At 41.6% G+C, this 23,355-nt stretch carries 24 protein-coding genes; 9 read left to right on the top strand and 15 right to left on the bottom strand.

Going from position 1 to position 23,355, the window contains the following annotated elements; genetic code table 11:
• Positions 1 to 19 precede the first annotated feature (19 nt).
• On the bottom strand, positions 20 to 385 hold the full coding sequence (locus tag N5C46_RS02365; protein ID WP_174523045.1) for a rhodanese-like domain-containing protein: 366 nt from the start codon (positions 383 to 385) through the stop codon (positions 20 to 22).
• A gap of 155 nt (positions 386 to 540) precedes the next feature.
• Positions 541 to 912 (bottom strand): hypothetical protein, encoded by a 372-nt coding sequence (locus N5C46_RS02360; protein ID WP_261750761.1) that lies wholly within the window; start codon positions 910 to 912, stop codon positions 541 to 543.
• Positions 913 to 1,148: 236 nt separating this feature from the next.
• On the opposite strand from N5C46_RS02360, the gene N5C46_RS02355 reads away from it, so the two are divergent.
• Both N5C46_RS02355 and N5C46_RS02350 read left to right on the top strand, forming a co-directional pair.
• Positions 1,149 to 1,829 (top strand): response regulator transcription factor, encoded by a 681-nt coding sequence (locus N5C46_RS02355; protein WP_261750760.1) that lies wholly within the window; start codon positions 1,149 to 1,151, stop codon positions 1,827 to 1,829.
• Entirely contained in the window at positions 1,826 to 3,229 is a 1,404-nt protein-coding gene (locus tag N5C46_RS02350; RefSeq protein WP_034759063.1) for a sensor histidine kinase, read from the top strand. The genes N5C46_RS02355 and N5C46_RS02350 overlap by 4 nt, the downstream gene beginning before the upstream one ends.
• A 37-nt stretch (positions 3,230 to 3,266) precedes the next feature.
• Here N5C46_RS02350 and N5C46_RS02345 read toward each other — a convergent pair whose 3' ends face one another.
• The 12 genes from N5C46_RS02345 to N5C46_RS02290 form a co-directional block, all read right to left on the bottom strand.
• Entirely contained in the window at positions 3,267 to 4,187 is a 921-nt protein-coding gene (locus tag N5C46_RS02345; protein WP_229592774.1) for a DUF1002 domain-containing protein, read from the bottom strand.
• Between the two features lie 242 nt (positions 4,188 to 4,429).
• Positions 4,430 to 5,206, bottom strand: coding sequence for a sulfite exporter TauE/SafE family protein (locus N5C46_RS02340; protein ID WP_034759056.1), 777 nt, complete (start codon positions 5,204 to 5,206; stop codon positions 4,430 to 4,432).
• A gap of 78 nt (positions 5,207 to 5,284) precedes the next feature.
• Positions 5,285 to 6,412 (bottom strand): MBL fold metallo-hydrolase, encoded by a 1,128-nt coding sequence (locus tag N5C46_RS02335; RefSeq protein ID WP_261750759.1) that lies wholly within the window; start codon positions 6,410 to 6,412, stop codon positions 5,285 to 5,287.
• 24 nt (positions 6,413 to 6,436) lie between these two features.
• Positions 6,437 to 7,009 (bottom strand): sulfurtransferase TusA family protein, encoded by a 573-nt coding sequence (locus N5C46_RS02330; protein WP_261750758.1) that lies wholly within the window; start codon positions 7,007 to 7,009, stop codon positions 6,437 to 6,439.
• Positions 7,010 to 7,058: 49 nt separating this feature from the next.
• A complete protein-coding gene (locus tag N5C46_RS02325; protein ID WP_098440256.1) occupies positions 7,059 to 7,538 on the bottom strand; it encodes a DsrE/DsrF/DrsH-like family protein in 480 nt (159 codons plus the stop codon).
• A 49-nt stretch (positions 7,539 to 7,587) separates the two neighbouring features.
• Positions 7,588 to 7,815, bottom strand: coding sequence for a sulfurtransferase TusA family protein (locus tag N5C46_RS02320; protein WP_034759045.1), 228 nt, complete (start codon positions 7,813 to 7,815; stop codon positions 7,588 to 7,590).
• 75 nt (positions 7,816 to 7,890) lie between these two features.
• Complete coding sequence (locus N5C46_RS02315) at positions 7,891 to 8,151, bottom strand: metal-sensitive transcriptional regulator (protein WP_261750757.1); 261 nt, start codon at positions 8,149 to 8,151, stop codon at positions 7,891 to 7,893.
• Positions 8,152 to 8,332: 181 nt separating this feature from the next.
• Positions 8,333 to 9,586 (bottom strand): M24 family metallopeptidase, encoded by a 1,254-nt coding sequence (locus N5C46_RS02310; protein WP_261750756.1) that lies wholly within the window; start codon positions 9,584 to 9,586, stop codon positions 8,333 to 8,335.
• 131 nt (positions 9,587 to 9,717) lie between these two features.
• Positions 9,718 to 10,677, bottom strand: coding sequence for an ArsA family ATPase (locus tag N5C46_RS02305; RefSeq protein ID WP_261750755.1), 960 nt, complete (start codon positions 10,675 to 10,677; stop codon positions 9,718 to 9,720).
• Positions 10,678 to 10,696: 19 nt separating this feature from the next.
• On the bottom strand, positions 10,697 to 10,954 hold the full coding sequence (locus N5C46_RS02300) for a cory-CC-star protein (protein WP_034760674.1): 258 nt from the start codon (positions 10,952 to 10,954) through the stop codon (positions 10,697 to 10,699).
• A 70-nt stretch (positions 10,955 to 11,024) separates the two neighbouring features.
• Entirely contained in the window at positions 11,025 to 12,764 is a 1,740-nt protein-coding gene (locus tag N5C46_RS02295) for a carbon starvation CstA family protein (RefSeq protein WP_261750754.1), read from the bottom strand.
• A gap of 203 nt (positions 12,765 to 12,967) precedes the next feature.
• Positions 12,968 to 13,372, bottom strand: a complete 405-nt coding sequence (locus N5C46_RS02290; protein ID WP_261750753.1) for a sporulation protein — start codon at positions 13,370 to 13,372, stop codon at positions 12,968 to 12,970.
• Positions 13,373 to 13,505: 133 nt separating this feature from the next.
• Here N5C46_RS02290 and N5C46_RS02285 point away from each other — a divergent pair, with 133 nt between their 5' ends.
• A complete protein-coding gene (locus N5C46_RS02285) occupies positions 13,506 to 13,841 on the top strand; it encodes a YckD family protein (RefSeq protein WP_261750752.1) in 336 nt (111 codons plus the stop codon).
• A gap of 63 nt (positions 13,842 to 13,904) precedes the next feature.
• On the opposite strand, the gene N5C46_RS02280 is transcribed toward N5C46_RS02285, so the two are convergent.
• Positions 13,905 to 14,924, bottom strand: coding sequence for a threonine aldolase family protein (locus N5C46_RS02280; RefSeq protein WP_261750751.1), 1,020 nt, complete (start codon positions 14,922 to 14,924; stop codon positions 13,905 to 13,907).
• A gap of 228 nt (positions 14,925 to 15,152) precedes the next feature.
• Here N5C46_RS02280 and N5C46_RS02275 point away from each other — a divergent pair, with 228 nt between their 5' ends.
• The 6 genes from N5C46_RS02275 to N5C46_RS02250 all read left to right on the top strand — a co-directional run bounded on the left by N5C46_RS02275 (position 15,153) and on the right by N5C46_RS02250 (position 23,250).
• Positions 15,153 to 16,409 carry a helix-turn-helix transcriptional regulator gene (locus N5C46_RS02275; RefSeq protein WP_261750750.1) on the top strand — a complete coding sequence of 419 codons (1,257 nt, stop codon included), beginning with the start codon at positions 15,153 to 15,155 and terminating at the stop codon, positions 16,407 to 16,409.
• A gap of 258 nt (positions 16,410 to 16,667) precedes the next feature.
• Positions 16,668 to 17,900, top strand: coding sequence for an aminopeptidase (locus N5C46_RS02270; protein WP_261750749.1), 1,233 nt, complete (start codon positions 16,668 to 16,670; stop codon positions 17,898 to 17,900).
• A gap of 225 nt (positions 17,901 to 18,125) precedes the next feature.
• Positions 18,126 to 18,962: an alpha/beta hydrolase gene (locus tag N5C46_RS02265; RefSeq protein ID WP_261750748.1), complete on the top strand. Its 837-nt coding sequence runs from the start codon at positions 18,126 to 18,128 to the stop codon at positions 18,960 to 18,962.
• Positions 18,963 to 19,073: 111 nt separating this feature from the next.
• Positions 19,074 to 20,267 carry a class I SAM-dependent rRNA methyltransferase gene (locus N5C46_RS02260; protein WP_261750747.1) on the top strand — a complete coding sequence of 398 codons (1,194 nt, stop codon included), beginning with the start codon at positions 19,074 to 19,076 and terminating at the stop codon, positions 20,265 to 20,267.
• A 146-nt stretch (positions 20,268 to 20,413) separates the two neighbouring features.
• Positions 20,414 to 20,950, top strand: a complete 537-nt coding sequence (locus tag N5C46_RS02255; RefSeq protein WP_261750746.1) for a D-glycero-alpha-D-manno-heptose-1,7-bisphosphate 7-phosphatase — start codon at positions 20,414 to 20,416, stop codon at positions 20,948 to 20,950.
• Between the two features lie 125 nt (positions 20,951 to 21,075).
• Complete coding sequence (locus N5C46_RS02250) at positions 21,076 to 23,250, top strand: MMPL family transporter (protein ID WP_261750745.1); 2,175 nt, start codon at positions 21,076 to 21,078, stop codon at positions 23,248 to 23,250.
• Positions 23,251 to 23,355 lie beyond the last annotated feature (105 nt).

Genomic DNA, 23,355 nt, shown 5'->3' with positions numbered 1-23,355 from the left:
ATAATGGTTTTCATTACACTTAATGGGACCAGGAATTCATTCCTCCCTTAACGTTCGTTACAGAGGTGAATCCTTTCTTTTTAAGAATTTTGCATGCATTTGCACTTCTCATACCACTTTGACAAATGACAATGATTTCTTTGTCTTTGTTTAGAGTGTCAGCGGTTTGATGTAACGATTGTAACGGCATATTTTTAAATTGTTTAATATGCCCGTGATTGTATTCCCCTGGTGAACGTACATCGATGAATTGCCTGTTCTTATCTCCTAAAGTCGTTTTCAATTCACTTGTAGATAGTTGCTTGATATTCTTACCTGGTTTCTTGATCAATACATACACATAGATAAGTATGACTAACATAATTAATCCGAAAAATTCCAACATAAGCACCTCATTTCTTGATAAGCATGGACAATGTCCACTTGCTTTCTACATCTAGAATATACCCATACAGGTATTATGTCAAAGAAGATATCTATTGTAAAAATGAACGGAAACATAAAAAAACCGGCTCAATAAGATGAGTCGGTTTAATCACTTTACCAATAATAATAGTAGCGTTTATGGGGACCTTTAAACGGGGTGTTCACTAGCTGTCCCCCGAGAAACCCTAAGCCCAGTCCAATCAATCCTGCTCCGATGGGGTTTATACCATACCCATAACCACCCGCCGGACCATAGGGGACAGGACCAAAGCCCGCCTGCGGGTATCCTTGCGGCGGATAACCCTGTGGACCGTAAACTTGCGGTGTGGCATAAGGTCCTTGAAAATAGGGTGTGTTTTGAGCCCCCACAGGACCATATCCCTGTGCCCCGCTGAGATAATCCCCTCCGTTCCCAAGGTTAGGGAAAGAGCCTGAGTTAAAAAAGGCCATTAAATTCTTTCTGTATATGGTACTCCTCTCATACATGTTCGTCACTCCTCTTTATTAGCCTATTATGAAACGGAAAAAGGGGAAGGGCAAATGCCCTTGTTTTTGGAAAAGTATAGGACAAAGCGGCAAAAGTTCAACCTCTCAGTTTTCCATGTTAAAATGTTGGAAGAAATACAAATCAAAAAAGACTGGAATCTCACAAATAATTCACTATTTTTATCTATAATATAATGTGATGCAATTTCTACGTCATAAGGCTGGGTGTGAAGATGATGAAAAAATGGAATGTACTGATTGTAGATGATGAACCGGAAATGAGACAGCTGATCTCACTGTATTTAAACAGGGAGAATTATTTCTGTATTGAAGCCGAAAACGGTTTGGCTGCTCTTGATCAATTGAATAAAACACATGTCGATCTGATGATCGTGGATATAATGATGCCGTTCATGGATGGTTTCCGATTGCTGGAAGAAGTAAGGGAGAATAGTCAAATCCCCTTTATCTTCCTATCTGCCAAGGGGGATGACCTGGACAAGGTAAAGGGTCTTAAACTTGGTAGTGATGATTATATGGTTAAACCCTTCAACGCTGATGAGCTTGTGGCGCGCATTGAAACCATTCTAAGAAGATCATATGGTGTACAGACACGTTCCATGGTCGAAAGGTTTGGGCCTGTTACATTTAATTTGGCATCCAGGACCGTGTCCGTCGGTGATCATACTCCCCGTTTGACTTTAAAGGAATATGAACTTTTCTTATTTCTCGCACGGAATCAGGGACGGGTATATAAAAGGGATCAACTTCTAGATCAAGTATGGGGAAGAGATTACGAAGGAAGTGATCGAACGGTTGATACCCATATAAAAACTTTGCGGCTGAAATTAAAAAATTACGGGCCGTTGATCGAGACGGTATGGGGACTTGGTTATAAATATGAGGGATCTCTTTGAAAAACGTAAACCTGACCCTCAATAAAAAAGTCTCTATCCTGTTGTTAAGCAGTTTATTTTTAACGATTGTCTTTTCGTTTCTTTTTATTCACTATCTCTACAAAGACCTTTATATAGGGACCGTGAAGGATTCACTCCTTTATCAGGGGCAGAGGACCGCTGCCCACTATCATTATGGGGATGTAAGCGGGAATATCAAGGACAAGATCCTCTGGTATAACGTCATCTCTCCCTATGAAGTATCGGTTGTGGAAAACCTTGATGAATTAGGGAAGAGCTTCCCTTTTCTAATTGATCAAAAGCCCCTCATCAACCGTATGGATCGAAAAGAATTGGCGAAGGGCAATCATGTCATGAAAGAAGGATATGTTGACGAATTCAATCGGAAAGTGATAGGAGCCGTTTTTCCACTTATGAATGAGGATAAGTTAATGGGATATTTGTTCATTTATATCCCTCTTGCTGAAATGACGGAAGTGTTCAGCAAAGGCATCCCCATTTTAATATTGGCAGGGGTCATGTTTTATTTTGTGCTTTTTTTGATCATTCAGTCTTCATTGGACTCCTTGTTCAAACCTGTCAGGGAAATGCAAAGGTTCTCTAATCAGGTGGCCAACGGAAACTTTACGGAGCGTCTGGAGGTCACCACTAAAGATGAAATGGCTGAACTGGCACTCACATTCAACAGTATGGTTGACTCTTTGCAGCACCAGGAGGATCGTAAGAGGCAATTCCTTTCAAATGTCGCCCATGAACTAAGGACTCCCCTCACGTACATCGGAGGGTATGCAAAAGCGTTGACCGACCGGGTACAAACAAATCCGGAGGAAATAGAAAAAAGCTTACACCTGATTCAGAAAGAGTCGGTGCGGATGCAGAAATTGATTACGGAACTCCTTGAATTGAATAAATTGGAAGATGCTGCATTTTCATTGGATATTGAACCGATGGTGCTGTCCCAATTCATTATGGACTCTTTAACACTGATCCGTCCGCAAGCAGAATTGAAGCATATAGATATTAAACATACTTTAAATGAGGAATCGATCATTAATGGAGATCCAAACCGGGTGATGCAGGTTTTTTACAATATTTTGGACAATGCCCTGAAATATTCCCCGGAACGGACCTCTATCTCCATCCACTCGTATGAGAAAGATGGTAAAGCGGTTGTGAAGATTAAGGATCATGGGATTGGCATTCCGGGAGACTCATTATCCCAAATAGGTGAACGATTCTACAGATCTGATCTGTCAAGGCAAAGGAACACCGGTGGGTATGGACTTGGTTTATCCATTGCCAAGGAAATCATGCATAAGCATAAAGGTTCCTTCTCCATCGAAAGTGAAGAAGGCAAAGGAACGACGGTATATCTAACGTTTCCTTTGCTGGAATTATAAAAGACTGAGTCGGATGACTCAGTCTTTTATCTTAGCATTATCCAAATAAATTTTTGATTGATTTAAAGAAATTCCCAATTGCCTCTAATAACCCGGTAAAGAAATCTGACACTTTCTGTCCGAAACCTTCATCGTTCACAATATCCTTAATGGTCGTTTGAATATCCTTCGTTAAGTCATCCAGCTGCTGTTGAACATTATCAAAATTTATATCAAGGGATCTCATCTTTTCAAATAGATCGATCAACAACTGACGATCCTCTGGACTTAGTTCTATATTCAAAGATTGGAGCTTGTCTTCGACGATCTTCTCGACTTCCTCTTTCGTCGCAGGATCTTGTTCAGCAATTTCCTTTTTGATCTCGGTTAACAGTTTACTGACTTCTTCCTTATCAATACCTGACTCCTTCGCGAGTTCAGTAGCAACGGATAATTCTTCATTGGCCACTTCCATCCGAACCGTATCAAGCTTCTCTCCACTCACATCATACGCTTTATAAATACCTACTAAAGCGGAATGACCGCTCACCTTAACCGGGGAGGCAACATCCACTACTGCATTTTCGACTCCAGCTGTTAATAGTGCATTTGAATACATGGAATTCGTAACCTCGGTAATATTCTCCGGTGTCACAATATTTACCTTTAATCCTTCACCTTTTTCCTTACGGGTGATCATGGCTGAAGAGAACATGCGGGCGTTCCTGTTTTCTCCGTCAATATATTTCACTAGATCCTCACCAGTGGCCGTAAACTCCTCCACTTCAGTTCCCTCATCCATACCCAATTGTTTTTGAACCTCTTTTTTTTGCTGGCTGGAGAGTGTTTCTCCATATACAACGATGGGCAGTCCGAATTTTTCATTAATGCTTGCTTTATCATTATCCGCAGCTGATGCCGGTTGAAGTCCGCTAACCATTAATGAACATAGTAAGATGATACCAATAAGCTTTTTCATGTGTATTCTCCCTTTTTTTCATGATGAATAAAATCTTAGAACACATCCGTTCATACATTGTACCGGTACTCATGAATATGTTCATCCATCCAGAGTCTTATTTCTATCTATTCATTAGACGAAAGAAACCTTCAGAAAGTTACAAGCCCCATTGATACATTACCACAAAAAAAAGCTTAGCTCCATGTACCACGATTCTTCTTCTGTAAGAAGAGTCACGGTATACAGTGCTAAGCAGCATTCTATAGGATATCAATCCAGATCTTAATAGCCGTTCCTAATATCAATAATGCTAATATCATTTGAAGAATCTTGGTGTTCATTTTCTTCCCTGCCATCGCTCCAAGTGGAGAGGCAATCAGACTTGCCACTACCATGATCATGGCTGGCAGGTAATCCACTTGCCCGGTGGTGATTTTTCCAACAGTCGACCCGATGGAAGAAATCAACGTAATGGCAAGAGAGGAAGCAATCGTCATTCTCGTCGGTATTTTCAGCACAACAAGCATGATGGGAACTAATAGAAAGGCACCTGCTGCACCTACAATACCTGCACCCACTCCCACGATGAGGGCTAGTATGGCAGCGAGCCATTTATTAAAAGAAACATCTTCCAGCTTCACATCATCTATCCCTTTTTTAGGAATGAACATCATGATGGCTGCAATAAGAGCAAGAATTCCATACACGATGTTAATTCCCGCTTCACTCATGAATTTCGAGCCATACCCACCAATGAAACTACCGATTAATATACTTACCCCCATATACGTAATGAGTGATTTATTCAGGTAGCCCCCTTTTCGGTATGCCCACACTCCGCCAAGCGTTGCAAAGAATACTTGAACGGCACTGATGCCGGAAACTTCATGAGCGGAAAATGTAGCTACTCCCAACAAAGGCGGAATATATAAGAGCATTGGATATTTAATGATACTTCCTCCGATCCCAACCATTCCTGATATATAAGAACCGACGAAGCCGATTAGAAATATAGTTAAAATAAATGCCAAATCCATTGTGAGCCCTCCTCTTCTAATAAAATGGGAACCGCTCATGCAAGTTCCCATTGAAAATATTTATATCATCATCGTATATTATCGAACAGCACAGCGATTTGGTCCGATTTCCATCTCCCGCTGTTTTTCTTCATCCGGCGTCACTTTTCCCATATTGGTTTCACGTATTTCCTGATAAGCATTCGGTTGTGGAGGCAGATTTTCAGAAACAAGACTTCTGAATTCATCTTCGCTCTCAATGTTCAGTCCATGATTCTTGGCATATAATGTGCCAAGTTTCTCACCTACAGAACCGTCATCATTTAATTCTTCAATAATCATGAAGTGAGCGGGTAAAACGGTCAGATCCATGGAAAGGTCTTTGTATCGTTTGTACAGACTCTCTCTTAAGTCCCCTACCCAATCTTCTGCTTTTCCTGCAAGATCAGGGCGTCCGATACTATCAATAAACAAAATGTCACCTGATAATAGGTATTTCTCATCAATCACGAATGAGGTAGAACCAATTGTATGCCCTGGTGAGTATAGAGCATTAATATCGATGGTTGTATTTCCGATCTGTACTTTATTTCCATCTTCCAGTGCCGCATATTCAAATGTTACCTCTTCAGCATCTTTGGATGGTAACCAATACGTTGCTCCGGTTCTTTCTGCAATGGTACGCCCACCAGAAATATGATCCGCATGTAAGTGTGTATCGAATACATTTGTGATCTTTACATTTTTTGCTTTAGCGAAATCGATGAACACATCGGCCATACGTGTGGCATCCACAATCGCGGCTTCACCATTTGATACGACCATATAGGAAAGACAGCCTTTACCCAGGCGCACAAATTGATAAAGCTCTCCACCGTTCGATAGGTCCCCTACCTTAACCGGCTCTAAATGTTCACTCCAAGCCTTCATGCCACCCTCCAGATAGGACACGTCCTTCCCCTCATCTGAAAGCATTTCTGCAACCATGATGGAAGAGCCTTCTTTAGCACAGACCACTAGAATATCTTTATCTACAGGCAGTTTATCCAGGATTTCTTCCACGCCGTCTAAAAGGTCGAAATAGGGAATATTCAAATATTCAATGTTTTCACCTTCGATTTTCCAATCTTCAAATGCATCCACGTTACGAACATCTAAGATGAATAATTCTTCTTTTTTCATTACTTTTTGTGCTACTTCTTTTGATTTCATTGGTGTTACAGCCATTATTTAACCCTCCTGAAAAATGAATTATTTAATATCCGACTCCAAGTCCCCAGACCAATCGCTCATACCCGGAACCACATTGAATACATTCGCAAATCCTTTTTCATCTAATAGTTGAGCTGCCATGTCACTTCTGTTTCCTGTACGGCATACAACATAAACTTCTTTGTCTTTATTCAATTCATTGACACGGTTTTCAAGTTCCCCAAGGGGTATCGAAACAGCCCCTGGAATATGATTAAAGGCATATTCCGCTTTTTCACGGACATCCAGAACGATCACATTTTCATCGCTTAATTTCCCTGCCAGTGTGGCGTTGTCTGTAACAGCCTCGTGTTTACGCTCAACTGCCTCTTCACCGCTTGATTTTCGGACGAAATGCTTAAGGACATCCCCTTCTTCGATGGTGCCTAAATACTCATGACCGGAACTCTTTGCCCATGCTTGAAGATCCGCCTTTGATCCTTTATCGGTAGCCTGAATTTCAATCACATGCCCTGCTTCCAGGTTATTCATCGCTTTTTTTGTTTTTACAATCGGCATGGGACAAGCAAGTCCCTTTGCGTCTAATACAAAGTTTGATTCAATGGTGTTCATATAAAGACCTCCAATTACCGCGTAGGGTATATTTGTTTTCAAAAAAAATTTAGATGAACAAGTTCACATTTCCGTCCTCAGCATCTGCTAAATAAGCTGCTACTCCAGCGTATTCAATTTCTTCCAACAGTTCGTCTTTGTGTAGACCCAGTAGATCCATGGTCATGGTACATGCAACCAATTTAATTTCCTGTTCTCTTGCCATGTCGATCAAATCAGGCAGAGGCATGGCATTATGCTTTTTCATGACACCTTTGATCATTTTTGGACCCATGCCCATAAAATTCATATTTGATAACCCCATTTTATCAGCTCCACGAGGCATCATTTTACCAAACATTTTTTCCATGAATCCTTTTTTAACGGGTACCATTTCTTCTTTTCTCAATGCATTCAATCCCCAGAACGTATGAAAAATCGTTACTTCATGATCATATGCTGCAGCACCGTTTGCAATGATGTAGGCTGCCATCGCTTTATCGTAATCTCCACTAAATAGAATGATATTGGTTGTTTTTCTCTCTGACATTGTGTCCCCTCCTATTTACTACAGGGGGTATATACCCCCTCAAAAAAATTTAGCCTTTTTTTATCCAAAATGTAAATACATCATTTTCTTCATTCGAATCGAGTAATTCATGTCCAGTCGATTTAGCCCATGCTGTAAGGTCACTTTTTGCACCTTTATCTGTTGTTTGAACCTCCAGGATTTGGCCGGATTCGATTTCTTTAATAGCCTTTCGGGTTTTTACGATTGGCATCGGACAAGCAAGTCCCTTTGCATCTAATACTTTATCTGCGTTCATGTGTGTTTCCTCCTCGTTTTTTAATACCCATAAGGGTATAATATATAATATAAAAAAAGATGTCAATCTTTTTCTTTATCGACTTTTCACTAATAAATTCACCGCTTCTTTCACGAGTGCTTCTGTACTTTCCCCGGATTCATGGGAGTCCCTTACACACTCAACAAGATTCATGCTAACAATCAAACCTACGGATCGGTCAAGAGCTGTTTTGGCTGCGGAAAGCTGCGTGATGACGTCTTTACAATCTTCCCCTTGCTCCATCATTCTTACAACCCCCCGGAGCTGCCCTTCCACACGTTTGATTCGATTCTTAATTTGTGCATTGTATTCCATCCAGACACCTCCTGTTGGCTTGTTGTTTTCTTGCTACATTCACTATAATATACCCTACCAGGTATTAAGTCAAGGGGAGAATCGCATTTTTTTCAAATTGATCATTATTAGACAGGAGCATATAAGACTGATTGCAATCATACCGTTCAATCAGTCTTATTTCTCCTGTAAGGGATACTGATTAGATCAGATAAAACGTGGTTTGCCTTTTTGCCATATATTCCAGTCGGTGCTGGATGAATGCAACCGGCTCCTCCAGATATATGGGGATGATTTGATCCCACTCAGGAATATATTGTTGTATATTAAACTCCAGTGCATAACAGGTATTGGCGGTGAGAGGAAGATCACCTTTGATGGGAATATCACTTTGCTGATCATATAAGCCGATTAAGGCACCGGCTTCATGACAGTGATTCCCTAGTGGATGAGAATACAGCATCGCCTCGATTTCTTCCTCCCTTGCCTTTTTCATCGCTCTTTGAAACACTTCATTCCCGGTTCTTCCGACTTTCATTTCCCCAGTTATGATATCCTCAAACCTTAAAGCGGTTTGGAATGCAGATTGAAGTCCTTCAGGAGCTTGCTCCTCACCTGGATGAAGGACATATGCAAGTTGTTGGGTATCCGTTGCGAGCCCCAGGTATCGAATACCGAAATCCAGATGCACGATATCTCCAAAACGAATTATCTCTCCTTCTAAGCGATCCATCACCGATCCCTTTCTTTGGAGATCCACAGTAGGATAAAAGGAGGTTTCCAAACCAGCGTCTAACACCCGTTGCCGTATCCATTCAACAACATCTTCGGTAGTGGTGATTCCAGGGTGAATCACTCTCCGTGATAACGCTTCTTCCGCTATCATCCTCCCAAGCTCGGCAATTGCAGGGTATGCCACTAATTCCTTGGTGGTTCTGATCGATAGCCAATCCACAATGACATGTTGAGCAGATACAAATTTATGTGAGTGCTCATCTAACAGCATGCTCAGCTGCTGATAACAGGAATGACTCAAACCATCCGCTGCGGCAAATGTCGATGAATAATTCAATGCGATCGAATCAGGATTGTATTCATCCACTAGACGTTTAAGGCATTCCCATTGATCACACTCTTCCGGATTCCATGCTCTTTCATAAAACGGCTCGAAATTCGGATTGGGATGCAGTACCCATTTCTTCAGGTGCTGGCCATCCTCCAAATAAAATACAAGGATGGTCAATCTTCTCGAACCATCAACTGAAGTCGGGTAGAGACTCATCAGTACAGGATCTTCGTTATATTCCCTTCCTGCCGTGATCCACATGTCTACCTTGTGTTTTTTCATTAAAGCAGGTAACAGGGTATTCAGACGATGAAACAGCCAGCGATTTTGGGTTTCTTCCCTCTTTTTTAAGGGGAGAATGGCAGATAAATATTTATTCTCACTTTCCATGTGAACGACTCCCTTGTTTTATTGATATGTACACTTTCGACAGAATCATCTATTTCCCCTTCCCAACGCAAAAATGACCATTGAAGAACTTTCCCAATGGTCACTCTCACTAATTATGTATACCTCCCGAATCAGTAGATTCCCTCTTCTTTGTAAATGGATTTCTGAAGATGGGATGCAAACCCTTCGAGATGAGAAAGCGTACAGATATCTTCTTCTAATAGAGGGATTTCGTATAGTGATTGCTCTGTGAATCTTTCCTGCATCATACGCAAGTAGACTTTTTCCTGTTCTCTTCTTTTCTGCAAGAACTCTCCATCCGCCTGATTCGGCAGGATTTTATTCACAATCAGCACACCAATAGAAAGTGAATGAGAGGACATCAATTCAATCGCTTTTTCTGTTTCAAGAATCGGCAGTCTTTCTGGTATAAGAACGAAAATAAAACCTGTTTTTTTTCGATCAAGCAGAATCTCTCTTACTTTCGAAAACTTTTCCCGGCGTTTTTGGAGGATATCGTAAATGGGGTCCTCAACCGGTTCACCATCATTCAAAAGCTGTGAATAATTTTTATTTGTCTTCTTTCTTCTCTCAAGCATTCCATCCATCCAGACTCCCATTAATTCCGGTAGAGATAATAGTCGGATCGTGTGTCCTGTAGGGGCTGTGTCGAAAATGATTTTATCATATTCATTTCCTTCTTCCAGGATGATCGAAACGATCCGATCAAATAAGGCAGCTTCTTCAGCCCCTGGTGCTGAAGAAGCCATATCGATTTGCCGGTGGACTTCACTCACCATATTTGACTTTACCATCCCTTTAAGATTCCCTTTCACCCCGTTGATGTATTGACGTGTTTCCGCATCTGGATCAATTTCGATCCCCCATAGATCGTCCGATAACGGAGTCGCATACCCGTTAATTTCTCTGTGAAATATATCCCCAAGGTTATGAGCGGGATCTGTCGAGACAATCAGCGTTTTCTTCCCCATCTTTGCAAACATGACGGCCAGTGCAGATGCCGTAGTCGATTTTCCGACTCCTCCTTTGCCCCCCACAAATAGAATGGATTGATTCAGTAAATCATTCATGAATTCCCCTCCTTTCATTTTAGCAGCATCTGATTCCATCCAGTGGAGAATGTTCCATCCCCATTCGTAAATGCCAATCATGAAATTTTTCGATCATATATGGATAGAGTTCCAGCGTGTAATAAAATACAGGATTGGGTATCCCGATCATATCCGAATAGAGCAGCAATAAGAATAAATCCTCTTCGTCCCTCAACTCCCTGGCGATTTCCGTTTTGTGGGGAAGACGGATCATATCATCATATAATTTCATTACCCTTTTAAATTTGTCCATCATGGTTGTATCCAAATGACCCCTCCTTCCTACTAAAAAGGGGACCCCGATTCGAGTCCCCTGACTTCCATGCTTACACCGAGAACTGAGAAGGATCATCACCTTTTTTAGACAGGGAAGATGCTGCTGTGATGAGAATCCACAGGGTAAAGATCAAGATGATGCTTCCAAAAATGAAAAGGAGCATATTCCCTTCCGATTCCCCGGCACCTGACCATTCAAAGACAACCTGATTGATCATGGCCCAAAGAGTCATAAACATCAGAAACAACATCGGGAGCAATGTAGCCAGGTAATTTCTCCCCTGTCGCTTGAGCCAAATGGTAATCAGAAGTAGACTGATCCCCGCCAGCAACTGATTCGATGTTCCAAACAAAGGCCAAAGGAGATATCCGCCTGATCCGAATCCTTTAGGGCCCTGCGGCAATAATGTCAAAGCCGCACTTGAAACCACTGCAATCGTTGTCGCAACGTGTGCGTTCGTTAATGAAAGTACTTTGTACTCCTCTCCCAATTCAGAGATGATATATCGCATCAAACGGACGGATGAATCCAGGGTTGTGGCCGCGAAGCTAACAATGATGACGGAAACGATCGTTGCGGCAATATCCGCCGGAATCCCCACTCCTGTCGCAAGTTGTCCAGCACCTTTAATGAAAACGCCCAATCCCGCTCCGCTTGCTGCTGCAAATCCACTGTAGGTCGCTTGGAATTCTTCCACATTAGGGAAAAATGTAATGCAGGCAATGATGGCAATCAGGGCAAGTGCCCCTTCCCCTACCGCTCCTAAATAACCGACGAAGCGGGCATCTGTTTCCTTGTTCAGCTGCTTCGAGGAGGTACCTGATGACACCAGTCCGTGGAAACCTGAAATCGCACCGCACGCAATCGTAATAAATAATAAAGGGAACCATGATACATCCGCTGATCCATTGGTCATCGGTGCAGTAATCTCTGGATTAGTGAAAAGTAGACCGAGATACAGCAATCCGAGACCCACGATCAGTTGATGTGAATTGATATAATCACGAGGCTGTAATAGTTTCCATACGGGAAGAATGGAAGCTATGTACACGTAAATCATCAGAATAACGATCCACACAAGGAAAGCCATGCTCGTGGAGCTTAAACCGAATAATGAAGTCGCTTCCTGCCCACCGAAATATCGGACCAGATCGATTTGCAGAAAATCTACCCGGCTTGCGATGACCGCTGATGCATACATGACACCGAGAGCCACGATTGATGGCAATAACATGCTCCCATTACGTTTGTAGACGGAATATCCGATCCAGACAGCCAGCGGAATTTGGATAAACACTGATAATACACTTGCTGGGAACGTAATGAATAAATTCGCAATGACCCAGGCAAAAACCGCATTCACCATTAACACCAGAATTAAAATAATGAATAAAAAAAGTACTTTTGCCCTCTTTCCAATCAACTTATTAGCCAATGAACCAACGGATTGTCCTTTATTTCGAACCGACAGCACCAAAGTCCCGAAATCATGGACACCTGCGGCAAACACGGTTCCGAAAATCACCCAAAGAAAAGCAGGAAGCCATCCCCAATATACGGCTATTGCCGGTCCTACGATAGGAGCAGCACCTGCAACGGAAGTGAAATGGTGACCCCAAAGGACAAATTTATTCGTCGGCACGAAGTCGACTCCGTCTTTATACTGGTGAGAGGGTGTCACGTAATTCGGGTCGAGCCTGTACACTCTTTCCGCAATAAGAGTTGAATAATATCTATACCCTAACAGAAACACGATACCTCCTATGACCGCTAACCAAATTCCTCCCATCAAATTCCTCCTTTATCCAATAGTATTACATACATTAAATGTCTGAATTTTTTGAATGTATGCGCTTACTACATTTTACATTGGGTTTTTATGGATTTCAATAAGAACTTAGTACTCTTTGTCATGACATTCATTACTCCTGCATCCATTAAAACATTCAAAAAAGGACCGATTCATTTGGAGAATCGGTCCTTTTTCTGGAATCATCGGACAAATATACTGTCCTCATCTGTGGGATCCACGGCTTGGGGTATATCCACCGTTGTCCTTAAAATGGTTTGTTCCGTATCAGTCGTCTTAGGGTGTCGGGCATTTGTAGGGAATTCAAATGGAATCCTTTTTTCCTCCCCAGCCTTAATTGTCCCTATGCTGTCCAGTATGATCGTATTTAAATCCTTCTCATGATAAGAAAAATCACTATCCTGTTTATCTTGTTCATACTTTAGGAGAAGTAATAGTTGAACTTCGTTTACCGGCTGATCGGCCATTCCCCCTTTTAAGACGACGTCCCCCTTGATGTGGTCGCCAGGTGAAATCTCTGTCGTGTGCACGATGGTATCCACCTTCACATGACCTATACCGATACTTGATAAAAACTTATTTAACATTGATCCTAACCCCCTCATTCTGGTTCTCCTCCATGTAATACTAGCAATTCCCCTGCCGATTCGTCCACTCTTACATATTCTTCTAATACACTGCAAAGAATATAAGTGAATCTTCAGGAAGGAGGAAATAAATATGAAAAAAATAGTGGTTTCAATTGCAGCTGCCCTCATCATCAGCTTTGGATTCAGTTCCATCGTCTCTGCAGAAGGTCAAGGTCAGGCGCCGGGACAAAAGGTGAATCTGACAGAAGACCAAAAAGCAGAGCTTGGTAAATTGCACGAACAGATGTATTCAACGAAAAAAGAACTTGTGAAGAAATACGTGGAGTACGGTGTCTTTACCAAAGAACAAGGCGATAAAGTGCTGAACATGATGGAAGCAAAACATCAAAAGCTAAAAGAAAATGGTTATATGATGAGATGGCATCCTCATCCTCATCATGGAAAACAACTTGATCACAAAGAATAAAGGTGGAAATAGGGCAAGGCCTGCCCTATTCCTTTTCCTGAACCAGCCACAGGAAATGATTGGCTAAAATTGAGCCTTAAGTATCCGGGACACTTCCCCTATGTCCTCCATAGAGACATCATAATGAGTCGTGAAACGGACCAGGGTCGGTCCAAACGTCACGGCCAATATTCCTTTTCTCTCTAATTCTTCTACAAACTGTGCTGCTGTCATCCCTGTGCCTGATACATCAGCCACCACAATATTAGTATCCACTTCATTGATAATTTCAATCCCGTTACATGTTTGAAAGGTTTCTTTGAGGAATCTTGCTTTCTCATGATCTTCTGACAAACGTCCTCTCATCTTGTTCAAGGCAATCAATCCTGGAGCCGCAATCAACCCAGCTTGTCTAAGTCCCCCACCCAGACGTTTTCTCCACTTTCTAGCCTTCTTAATAAAGTGTTTGTCACCTGCAATGATTGAACCCACCGGTGCACCCAAGCCTTTCGATAAACAAATTTGAACGGTATCACAGTGATCCGTGAACTCCTTTACGTCACGACCACTTGCGGCAACAGCATTAAAGAGCCTGGCTCCATCAATATGTACCGGAATGGAGTGCTTCCTGGCAATGGTATGAATGGCTTGCATGTTTTCCGGTGAAACGATTGCCCCTCCCGCACGGTTATGGGTATTTTCCAGACAAATCAAACCCGTTTCAGGAAAATGCTGATCTTCCGTACGAATGGCAGCTTCTATTTCACCGGGGTCCATTTCACCATTGGTCCCTTTAATCGTCCGGGTTTGAACGCCTGCGAAAGCCGCAACTGCTCCTGATTCGTAGTAAAAGATATGCGAATCCGTTTCTAATAGAATTTCATTTCCCGGTCTGGTATGGGTCAATACCGCAATCTGGTTCCCCTGGGTCCCGCTTGTGACGAATAATGCTTCCTCTTTCCCAAGAAGACGTGCTGCTTCCTTTTCAAGCCTTAGGATAGTAGGATCTTCACCATACACATCATCCCCCACTTCAGCCTCATAAGCTGCCCGTCTCATTTCCTCCGTTGGTTTTGTTACCGTATCACTTCGTAAATCAATCACAATGACCATCCTCCTTAATAACTTTCACCAGATTCATTATAACAAAGGATATTTATGAGTGAATCATTGTGAAATAAAACCATTCAAGTAGCCAAATCCCTCCTTTATACCCATTAAAAAATATAATTATAGGAATATTCCAAATATTTTAGCTTCATTTATGTTATTATGTACAATATTCTGGTCCATAGGTTGGAACTTTATATCCTTCAAGAGGAGAAGAATCATATGAAGATTGGTTCTAAGATTCGTTTCCACAGACTCAAACAAAAGTTAACTCAAGAAAATCTATCTAAAGGCATCATTTCAATATCTTATCTATCGAAACTCGAAAATAACCAAGTGACACCTTCAGATGATATCGTCCATTTGCTGTGCGAGCGCCTGGGTTTAAATCATCCAGTTGATCGCCCTAACCAGTTGAATGAGCTTCTCGAAAAGTGGAATCATGCATTGCTTTGGAATAAAGAGGATGAAGCACGTTCCACTCACAAGCTCATCCAAAGGGATCTTGATCAAACCGATGATCTATCCCCCCATTTTTTTTATAAAATCCTCTGCTTCCGGGTTCAATTATTAAGGGGTGATTTAACGGAAGCTTTCAGTCATTTCAGTCATATTCAATCGAATTATAAGGACCTATCCGACAAGCATAAATTTTACTTTCATAAGTATAAAGGAAATTACTACTATCTAATGAAGGAATATGAAAAAGCTAAAGGTGAATTGAAAGAAGCCGAAACTTACTTTGTGCTTGGAAATGTTGTAAACGAAGAAGAAAGGGCAGATTTATACTATCTATTCAGTTTAGTGCTGACACGTTTACACATGTATCGTTTAGCCATTTACTACGGTGAGAAAGCCCTCTCCATTTTTCAGGGTGTCTATTACCAGAAAAGGTGTGCAGAGGTTCATTTACTGTTGGGCATCTGCTATCGGAGAATCCGGAATAGTGAGGACGCCGTAAAGCATTATGAATGGGCTAATTTCATTTCCCAGTCCATTGAGTATACGTCTTTGCATTCCAAGATCGAGCAAAATTTCGGATACCTTAAATCTTTCATGAATAAAAGTGATGAAGCCATCCAGCATTTTGTGAGGAGCATTGAATTAAAGGAATCTGATGATGAAGGAAAACTCTATTCGATTCTTTCCCTTGTCAAAGAGCATTATAAACTGAATCAACGTTCAGAAGTTCAATTCTGGTTATCAAAAGGACTGGAGCTTTGCTCAAAAGAAAGATATCCCGATAAATTTTATCAATTATCTTATTATCAATTTGCACTGAATGAATTTCCTAATGGATTTGAGAATTTCATGAAGGAGTATGCCCTGTCTTTCTTTAAGAAAAACGGCTCTCTTCTATTATATGCTGAGTATTCTAAATTCCTTGGCCAATATTATCAAAGAATGAGGAAATACAAACTTGCTGCATTCCATCTAAATGAAGCCAATATCATTTATGAAGAAATGCTGCCTTTATAAGGAGGTGGTTAAAAAATGAAAAAGCTGAGAAAATTATTGATCATCACCAGCCTCACCGCCATGGCCCTTTCCGGTGTGATCGTCGTCAACTCAAACGAAGAAGAATTCCCGCCGTTCTCAACTAAACTATAAACATAATCAGCACTGGTCCAGTTATGGACCGGTCTTTTTTATATTAAAATATAATCTTAATCGATGAAATTTTCCGAAAAAAGAGATATAGTTATGTTTGAATACATATATTAGGGGGATTTACTAATGAAACAAGCATTTGAGAGAAACTTAGGAAGATATGCAGATTTGATTGTAGAAGTCGGATTGAATCTGCAAAAGGGACAGGAACTGATGATATCAGCACCTATAACATCATACGAGTTTGTCCGTCTGATAACAGAGAAAGCATACGAAGCAGGAGCACTGAATGTGTTAACGGATTTCTATGATGATGAATTGAAAAAGATCCGCCTGGAGAAATCTGCCGAAGAAGGATTGAAAGAGTTCCCTGGATGGAAGGCAAAAGGATATATTGAAATGGCAGAGAACAATGTGGCGTTATTGAACTTAGCTGCCCCGAATCCTTCCCTGTTAAGGGACTCAGACCCTGCGCGTGTCGCTATGTTGAACAAAACTTCTGCAGAAGCGATGAAAGACTTTTCAGCTTATATCGGAGGAGGAAAGATCAGCTGGTTGATCGCTGCGATACCAACAGTGGAATGGGCTCAAACCGTTTTTCCAGATCTTTCTCAAGAAGACGCTTTTACCAAACTGTGGGAGAACATCTTTTATACCACCAGAACGGATCAGGAAAATACCGTCGAATTATGGGAAGCTCATATCGATAACCTTAATGAAAACGCCGATCGTTTAAACAAAGGGAAGTATAAAAAGCTTCATTATAAAGGACCTGGAACAGACCTGAGCATCGAATTCCATCCTAAAACCAAATGGATCAGTGCTCAATTCACCAATGATAAAGGGATTCCTTTCGTTCCGAACCTCCCGACGGAAGAAGTGTTTTCAATTCCAGATAAATATGGCGTGAATGGTGTTGTTTCGAGTACAAAGCCTCTTAATTATAGTGGCACACTTATCAAGAATTTCTCGTTGACCTTCAAGGAAGGGAAAGTCATTGATTATACGGCAGAAGAAGGCTATGAAACGTTAAAGAACTTACTCGAAACGGATGAAGGTGCATCTTATTTGGGGGAGGTAGCATTGGTACCTCACGATTCCCCCATTTCCAATACAAATATCGTTTTCAACAACACTCTTTTTGATGAAAATGCATCTTGTCATATTGCACTGGGCAGGGCTCTTTCTGTATGTGTAGAGGGTGGTAAGACGATGACGCCTGAAGAGTTGCAGGAGATTGGTTTTAACGAAAGCATGATCCATGTGGACTTCATGATCGGCTCATCCCAATTGGATATAGACGGTGAAAAGGCGGATGGCACGATTGAACCGATTTTTAAAGCTGGTGATTGGGTTTAAATTTTACTATTAATGGCAAAATAACGTTGGAGGCTTAAATGTTCATTTAAGCCTTTTTCTTATGGTCCTTGCTTTTACAGACTAGAGGAAATGAGGAAACAGAAACATAGTACCAAATGAGGTAAAAATTACATATAATATGACAAATAAATTTCTTTTTTAACATATTCAATACTTCACGAATCCCTTACAATAGAAGTATACCTTTTTAAAGGAGCGATTTTCTTGTCAATAAAGTCAAAACGATCATTTTTCTGGAGCGGGCTCTTTATCATTGCCTTCTTCACTTTATATACTATTTTCCGGACGACGAATGTCCAATCAAGTGAAAAACCTTTAACCGCCGAAGAGAAATATCCAACCGTCTTCGTGCACGGATACAAAGGTACATATAATTCCTTCAGGACCATGTTGGACCGTTTTGAGAACAGGCATGGATGGGGTCAAAAAACGCTGGAAATTTCCATATCAGATTCCGGCAGTATAAGATACAAAGGGGCTCTCCCTAAAAACCCGAGTTCTCCCCCACTTGTTCAAGTCATATTTGAAGACAATCGGGCTTCCTTGGATAAACAGGCCATTTGGCTAGAAAATGCCATGAAGCTGCTGCACCATCAATTCAATGTTTCTACTGTCAATATTGTCGCCCACTCTATGGGTGGCCTTGCTTCAACCCAATATTTAGAGAATACCGGTAATGAATCGTTTGTTCCAAAAACCCATAAATTCATTACGATTGCCACTCCTTTTCAGGGAGTCACGAAAGAATCTTACGGGCAAATCAATACCGGTGCAGCTGTGATTGATTTAAAGCCTGGATCTCGTGCATTGAAAAAAATGTATCTCAATCGTCATTTGATTCCTTCTGAAATAAGAGTGCTATCCATCGCCGGTTCAGGTGATGACGTGGTAAATGTACAAAGTGCACTGGAGAGTCGATCATTTTTCGAAAAAAATCCTTTTCAGTCCAAAATAGTATATGATCCAACGATTTCTCATAGCGGATTACATGAAACGATGAAAGTGGATCGTCTTGTAGGAGATTACCTATGGAGTAAATAATTCAAAACCTTTCCCCTCTTCGGACCTGAGGGGATTTTTTTATGCAGTTGCGTAAACGCCCGTAACGTTCTATACTACACAAGACTAAACCAATAGGTTAGGATGAGTGGAATGACGAAAGAAAAAATCGTAAAAGCAAGCCCTAAATACATACAACCATTTCTAAAAGGGTTTCCTCTTTTAAATAAAGAAAATGTCACGACATCGATTGAAGATGCACAGGACGGTGACATCCTGAAGCTTGTAGATACCAATGGTCGCTTTATTGCAAAAGGGTACTACGGACTCCAGAATAAAGGGATAGGCTGGCTTCTGAGCTGGAAAGAACATGAAGATATAGACAAGGAGTTCATTTATAAAAAGATCCAGGCTGCCATTAATCAACGTCTCCACTTCTACTATAGTGAAGATACGACCGCATTCAGGGTGTTTAATGGAGAAGGAGACGGTTTCGGGGGCGTAACCATTGACTACTTTGATGGATATTATCTCATTCAGTGGTATTCAAAGGGTGCCTATTCTTTTCATGAAGAAGTGGTGCAATCGATACGGGAATTAACCGAATATAAAGGTATTTACCAGAAGAAAAGGTTTGCACAGGAAGGGAAATACGTTGAAGAAGACGATTTTGTCGAAGGTACACGCCCTTCCTTCCCTCTCCTCGTGAAAGAAAACGGCGTACAATTTGCCATCTATTTAAATGATGGAGCGATGGTGGGGGTATTTCTCGATCAACGCGAAGTGAGGAAAAGGATTCGTGACGCATACTCAGAAGGCAAGAGGGTATTGAATACCTTCTCTTACACCGGTGCATTCTCTGTGTATGCTGCTCTCGGCGGTGCCTCTCACACCACCAGTGTTGACCTTGCAAATCGCAGTTTAAGCAAAACGATTGAACAATTCAGCATTAACGGAATCGATTATGAGGCTCAAGATATCATTGTGGAAGATGTCTTCAAGTACTTCAAATATGCTGTCAAAAAACAGCTTTCATTCGATGTGGTGATATTAGATCCACCAAGCTTTGCCCGTTCCAAAAAACACACATTCAGTGCTGCAAAGGATTATAAGGATTTGTTGAAAGAAGCGATAGCCATCACTGAAAAGAACGGGACCATTGTGGCTTCCACAAACTGCAGCACCTTCAATATGAAAAAATTCAAGGGGTTTATTGATACAGCATTCAAGGAAACCAACGGGGAATATAAAATACTCGAAGAATATACTCTTCCTGAAGATTTTAAAACCCTCAGTCAATACAAGCAAAGCGACTACTTAAAAGTCGTTTTTATCCGCAAACTATAAAGGAATGGGACGGACCTTCCGAAGGTCCGTCCCTACCGATTAAGAACAAATGACAGAATACTCTGTCATTATTTCCTCGGAAACCGCATGAAGCGACATATACACAGTGTTTCTTGATGAAAAATATCGAATAAGGAGGATTTATGATGAATAAAGCTGTTTTTCTTGACCGTGATGGGGTAATTAACGAGGTAAAAACCAATAGAGTCGGCTTTGTGAACCGGCCTGATCAATTTTATTTCCTGAAAGGAGTCCCCGAGGCCATAAAGGCTTTATCTGAATCCGGATTCCTTCTTTTTGTCGTTACAAATCAAGGTGGTGTTGGATTAGGCTATCTTTCCCATGATGAGCTGGACTCCATCCATGATTATATGGTACATGAAATCACACAAGCAGGCGGTTTCATTCAGGAGGTTTCCTGCTGCACTCACAAACCCCATGCGGGTTGTTCATGCAGAAAGCCCGAACCCGGAATGCTTCTTGAACTGGCAGAAAAATACAGGATTGACCTTGCTGGATCATTCATGATCGGGGATCGTGATGTAGACATTGAAGCTGGCAACAAAGCTGGATGCACCACGATTTTACTGAATGACAACCCTTCCCCAACGTATAACGCTGATTACATATTTCCTGATTTATGGAGCGCTTCGACATTCCTCCTCAACACGAAGGGATCTTAATGATCGTTACTTTATCATCTATTCGAACATTTAGTTATTGCACCGGCTGACTGCACCTATTAAACTGAATGAGTGATTCTTTTTTATTGTAAGAAATAGTGGAAAGTCAGGATGTAAGACTTTCAATGAGGGAGTGTGATGAGATGGACCTGCTCGGTAAAGGGATCACCCGACGGTATAAATGGATCATTGTACTTTGGGTGATGATAGCGGGGATATTCGCTTATTTTGCAACAGACTTACCCACCATACTAGGCGGTGACGGATTTAGGACAGACGGACAGTTTGAAAAAGTGAACGATGAATTGACCGATTCGTTTGATTTTCCCGAATCATCGATTTTGCTTCTTATGGAAAAGCAGGATGCCCAATCTGCAGAAGGGTTCCAGGCATCCATGAAGAAAACGATTGAGAGCATAGAAAACCTGGGTGTCACCTCTTCTATACAATCACCGTTACAAGATGAAAACCTGGTGAAAGACGACGTGGCTTACGCCGTTTTATCTTTCGATGAGTCTGATATCACCAACGAAACAAAAAAAATTAAAGCACTAATAAAAGAAAATCCAGGTCAATCATTGACCGGGGCTTCCATTATTAGTTCAGATATTAATAAGGCCAGTCAGGATGATCTGAAACGGGCCGAATTGATAGGATTACCTTTCGCTCTCCTTGTCCTGTTATTTGCATTCGGTTCGGTTGTTGCTTCGCTTGTTCCCATCATCATTGGAGTGGTGACGGTCGTGACGGCATTCGGAATTCTCGCTCTGATTGGCGGCAGCATGGAATTATCGGTTTTCCTGCTGAATGTAGTCCCAATGATTGGTCTTGCCCTGAGTATTGACTTCTCTCTCTTGTTCATTAACCGCTACCGTGAAGAACTGGCAACGAGATCCATACCGGAAGCGATCCATATCACTATTCAAACGGCAGGAAAATCGATCATTTTCTCTGCATTATGTGTTTTCATCGGTTTAGGGGCGATGATGCTTATTGAAATCGATATATTCCAGACGATTGCCATCGGAGGCATGGTTGTCGTCATGCTTGCAGTTGTATCTGCATTATCACTCCTCCCTTCCGTTCTTCTGCTCCTCGGGCAGTCTATAAATAAATGGACACTGATTAAGCAGAAGAGAAATGACAACGGGAAATGGAGGGTATTTGCCGGATTTATCATGAAAAGGCCCGTGGTGCTGGCCCTCCTCGCCCTGATTGTCTTAGTGATCGGCATTTTGCCTGTCCGCTCTATGAATCTGGCCATTCCTGATACGGAGGCATTACCTGCTACATTTGAATCCCGTCAGGCGATGGATACCATTCAGGAGGAGTTTAAGACAGATGAAGGCAGTACGGTTTATGTGATTGCCAAACGGGAGAATGGCTGGAAGACCAAAGAGGGATTGGAGGATTTGAATGAACTCCTTTCCGAATTCAATCAGGAATCAGCTGTGGCGTCAGTGGACTCTATCTTCAAAGCCACCAATATCGAATCTCCGGAAAAATTATTCGGTGCCATTCAGCAGCCGGAATCCAAGGAGAAGACTGATCCTGCACTGAATCGTTTTATCCAGGGAGACAAAGCACTGATTCCAGTTCACTTGTCATTGGATTCATCTTCATCCGCTGCTCAGGAACTGGTGAACGAATGGAGTCAAAAAGAATGGTCACACCTCCTCCAGTTTGGGGGACAGGTGAAATTCAATCAGGAAATCTTTGATGAAATCTATGAAAAAGTAGGATTATGCCTACTCATCATTTTAGGTTCTACCTACCTGATTCTGATGATTGCATTCCGCTCCATCATCATTCCATTGAAGGCCATTTTGATGAATATCATCAGTCTGACATCGACATTCGGAATTTTAGTATGGATTTTCCAGGGAGGTCACTTTGGAATCCCTGAATCGGACATTGCCCTTGTGCTTCCGGTGCTGGTATTCAGCCTCGTGTTTGGCCTTAGCATGGACTATGAGGTATTCCTTATTTCCAGAATCCATGAAATTTATCAAGAAACCGGTGACAACACACGTTCTACCATTGAAGGACTTACTTCAACAAGTAAGATCATCACCTCGGCTGCTCTTATCATGATTGTCATAACGGGGGCTTTCGCTTTTACAGGTGTAATGCCCGTCAAACAGATCGGGGTCGGGATTGCCATCGCCATTTTCATCGATGCAACCATCGTCAGAATGATTCTGGTCCCCTCGTTAATGAAGCTCCTTGGTGACTGGAACTGGTGGATGCCTTTCATGAAGAAGGAAAAACAGATAGTAAAAGCTCATAAAGCTTCTTGACCCCGGATTTATTTAAAATCCTGCTGATAGAGAACCAAATCGAATGTGAACAAGACACCCTGATATCGGGGTGTCTTGTTCTGTATAACGGCCTGTTTTACCGTT

Origin of the sequence: Rossellomorea vietnamensis, from assembly GCF_025398035.1 — a bacterium.
GTDB lineage: Bacteria > Bacillota > Bacilli > Bacillales > Bacillaceae_B > Rossellomorea > Rossellomorea vietnamensis_B.
The sequence above is the reverse complement of the archived record's forward strand: the minus strand, read 5'-3'. Positions and strand labels throughout refer to the sequence as shown.

Bases quoted from the DNA above. Each gene is read 5' to 3' on its own strand.
- N5C46_RS02355 (WP_261750760.1), top strand. From the start codon at position 1,149: ATGAAAAAATGGAATGTACTGATTGTAGATGATGAACCGGAAATGAGA.
- N5C46_RS02285 (WP_261750752.1), top strand. From the start codon at position 13,506: ATGAAAAAAATAGTGGTTTCAATTGCAGCTGCCCTCATCATCAGCTTT.
- N5C46_RS02320 (WP_034759045.1), bottom strand. From the start codon at position 7,815: ATGAACGCAGATAAAGTATTAGATGCAAAGGGACTTGCTTGTCCGATG.
- N5C46_RS02365 (WP_174523045.1), bottom strand. From the start codon at position 385: ATGTTGGAATTTTTCGGATTAATTATGTTAGTCATACTTATCTATGTG.
- N5C46_RS02325 (WP_098440256.1), bottom strand. From the start codon at position 7,538: ATGTCAGAGAGAAAAACAACCAATATCATTCTATTTAGTGGAGATTAC.
- N5C46_RS02270 (WP_261750749.1), top strand. From the start codon at position 16,668: ATGAAACAAGCATTTGAGAGAAACTTAGGAAGATATGCAGATTTGATT.
- N5C46_RS02330 (WP_261750758.1), bottom strand. From the start codon at position 7,009: ATGAACACCATTGAATCAAACTTTGTATTAGACGCAAAGGGACTTGCT.
- N5C46_RS02290 (WP_261750753.1), bottom strand. From the start codon at position 13,372: ATGTTAAATAAGTTTTTATCAAGTATCGGTATAGGTCATGTGAAGGTG.
- N5C46_RS02315 (WP_261750757.1), bottom strand. From the start codon at position 8,151: ATGGAATACAATGCACAAATTAAGAATCGAATCAAACGTGTGGAAGGG.
- N5C46_RS02295 (WP_261750754.1), bottom strand. From the start codon at position 12,764: ATGGGAGGAATTTGGTTAGCGGTCATAGGAGGTATCGTGTTTCTGTTA.
- N5C46_RS02255 (WP_261750746.1), top strand. From the start codon at position 20,414: ATGAATAAAGCTGTTTTTCTTGACCGTGATGGGGTAATTAACGAGGTA.
- N5C46_RS02340 (WP_034759056.1), bottom strand. From the start codon at position 5,206: ATGGATTTGGCATTTATTTTAACTATATTTCTAATCGGCTTCGTCGGT.
- N5C46_RS02310 (WP_261750756.1), bottom strand. From the start codon at position 9,586: ATGGAAAGTGAGAATAAATATTTATCTGCCATTCTCCCCTTAAAAAAG.
- N5C46_RS02275 (WP_261750750.1), top strand. From the start codon at position 15,153: ATGAAGATTGGTTCTAAGATTCGTTTCCACAGACTCAAACAAAAGTTA.
- N5C46_RS02300 (WP_034760674.1), bottom strand. From the start codon at position 10,954: ATGATGGACAAATTTAAAAGGGTAATGAAATTATATGATGATATGATC.
- N5C46_RS02305 (WP_261750755.1), bottom strand. From the start codon at position 10,677: ATGAATGATTTACTGAATCAATCCATTCTATTTGTGGGGGGCAAAGGA.
- N5C46_RS02250 (WP_261750745.1), top strand. From the start codon at position 21,076: ATGAGGGAGTGTGATGAGATGGACCTGCTCGGTAAAGGGATCACCCGA.
- N5C46_RS02360 (WP_261750761.1), bottom strand. From the start codon at position 912: ATGTATGAGAGGAGTACCATATACAGAAAGAATTTAATGGCCTTTTTT.
- N5C46_RS02260 (WP_261750747.1), top strand. From the start codon at position 19,074: ATGACGAAAGAAAAAATCGTAAAAGCAAGCCCTAAATACATACAACCA.
- N5C46_RS02345 (WP_229592774.1), bottom strand. From the start codon at position 4,187: ATGAAAAAGCTTATTGGTATCATCTTACTATGTTCATTAATGGTTAGC.
- N5C46_RS02335 (WP_261750759.1), bottom strand. From the start codon at position 6,412: ATGGCTGTAACACCAATGAAATCAAAAGAAGTAGCACAAAAAGTAATG.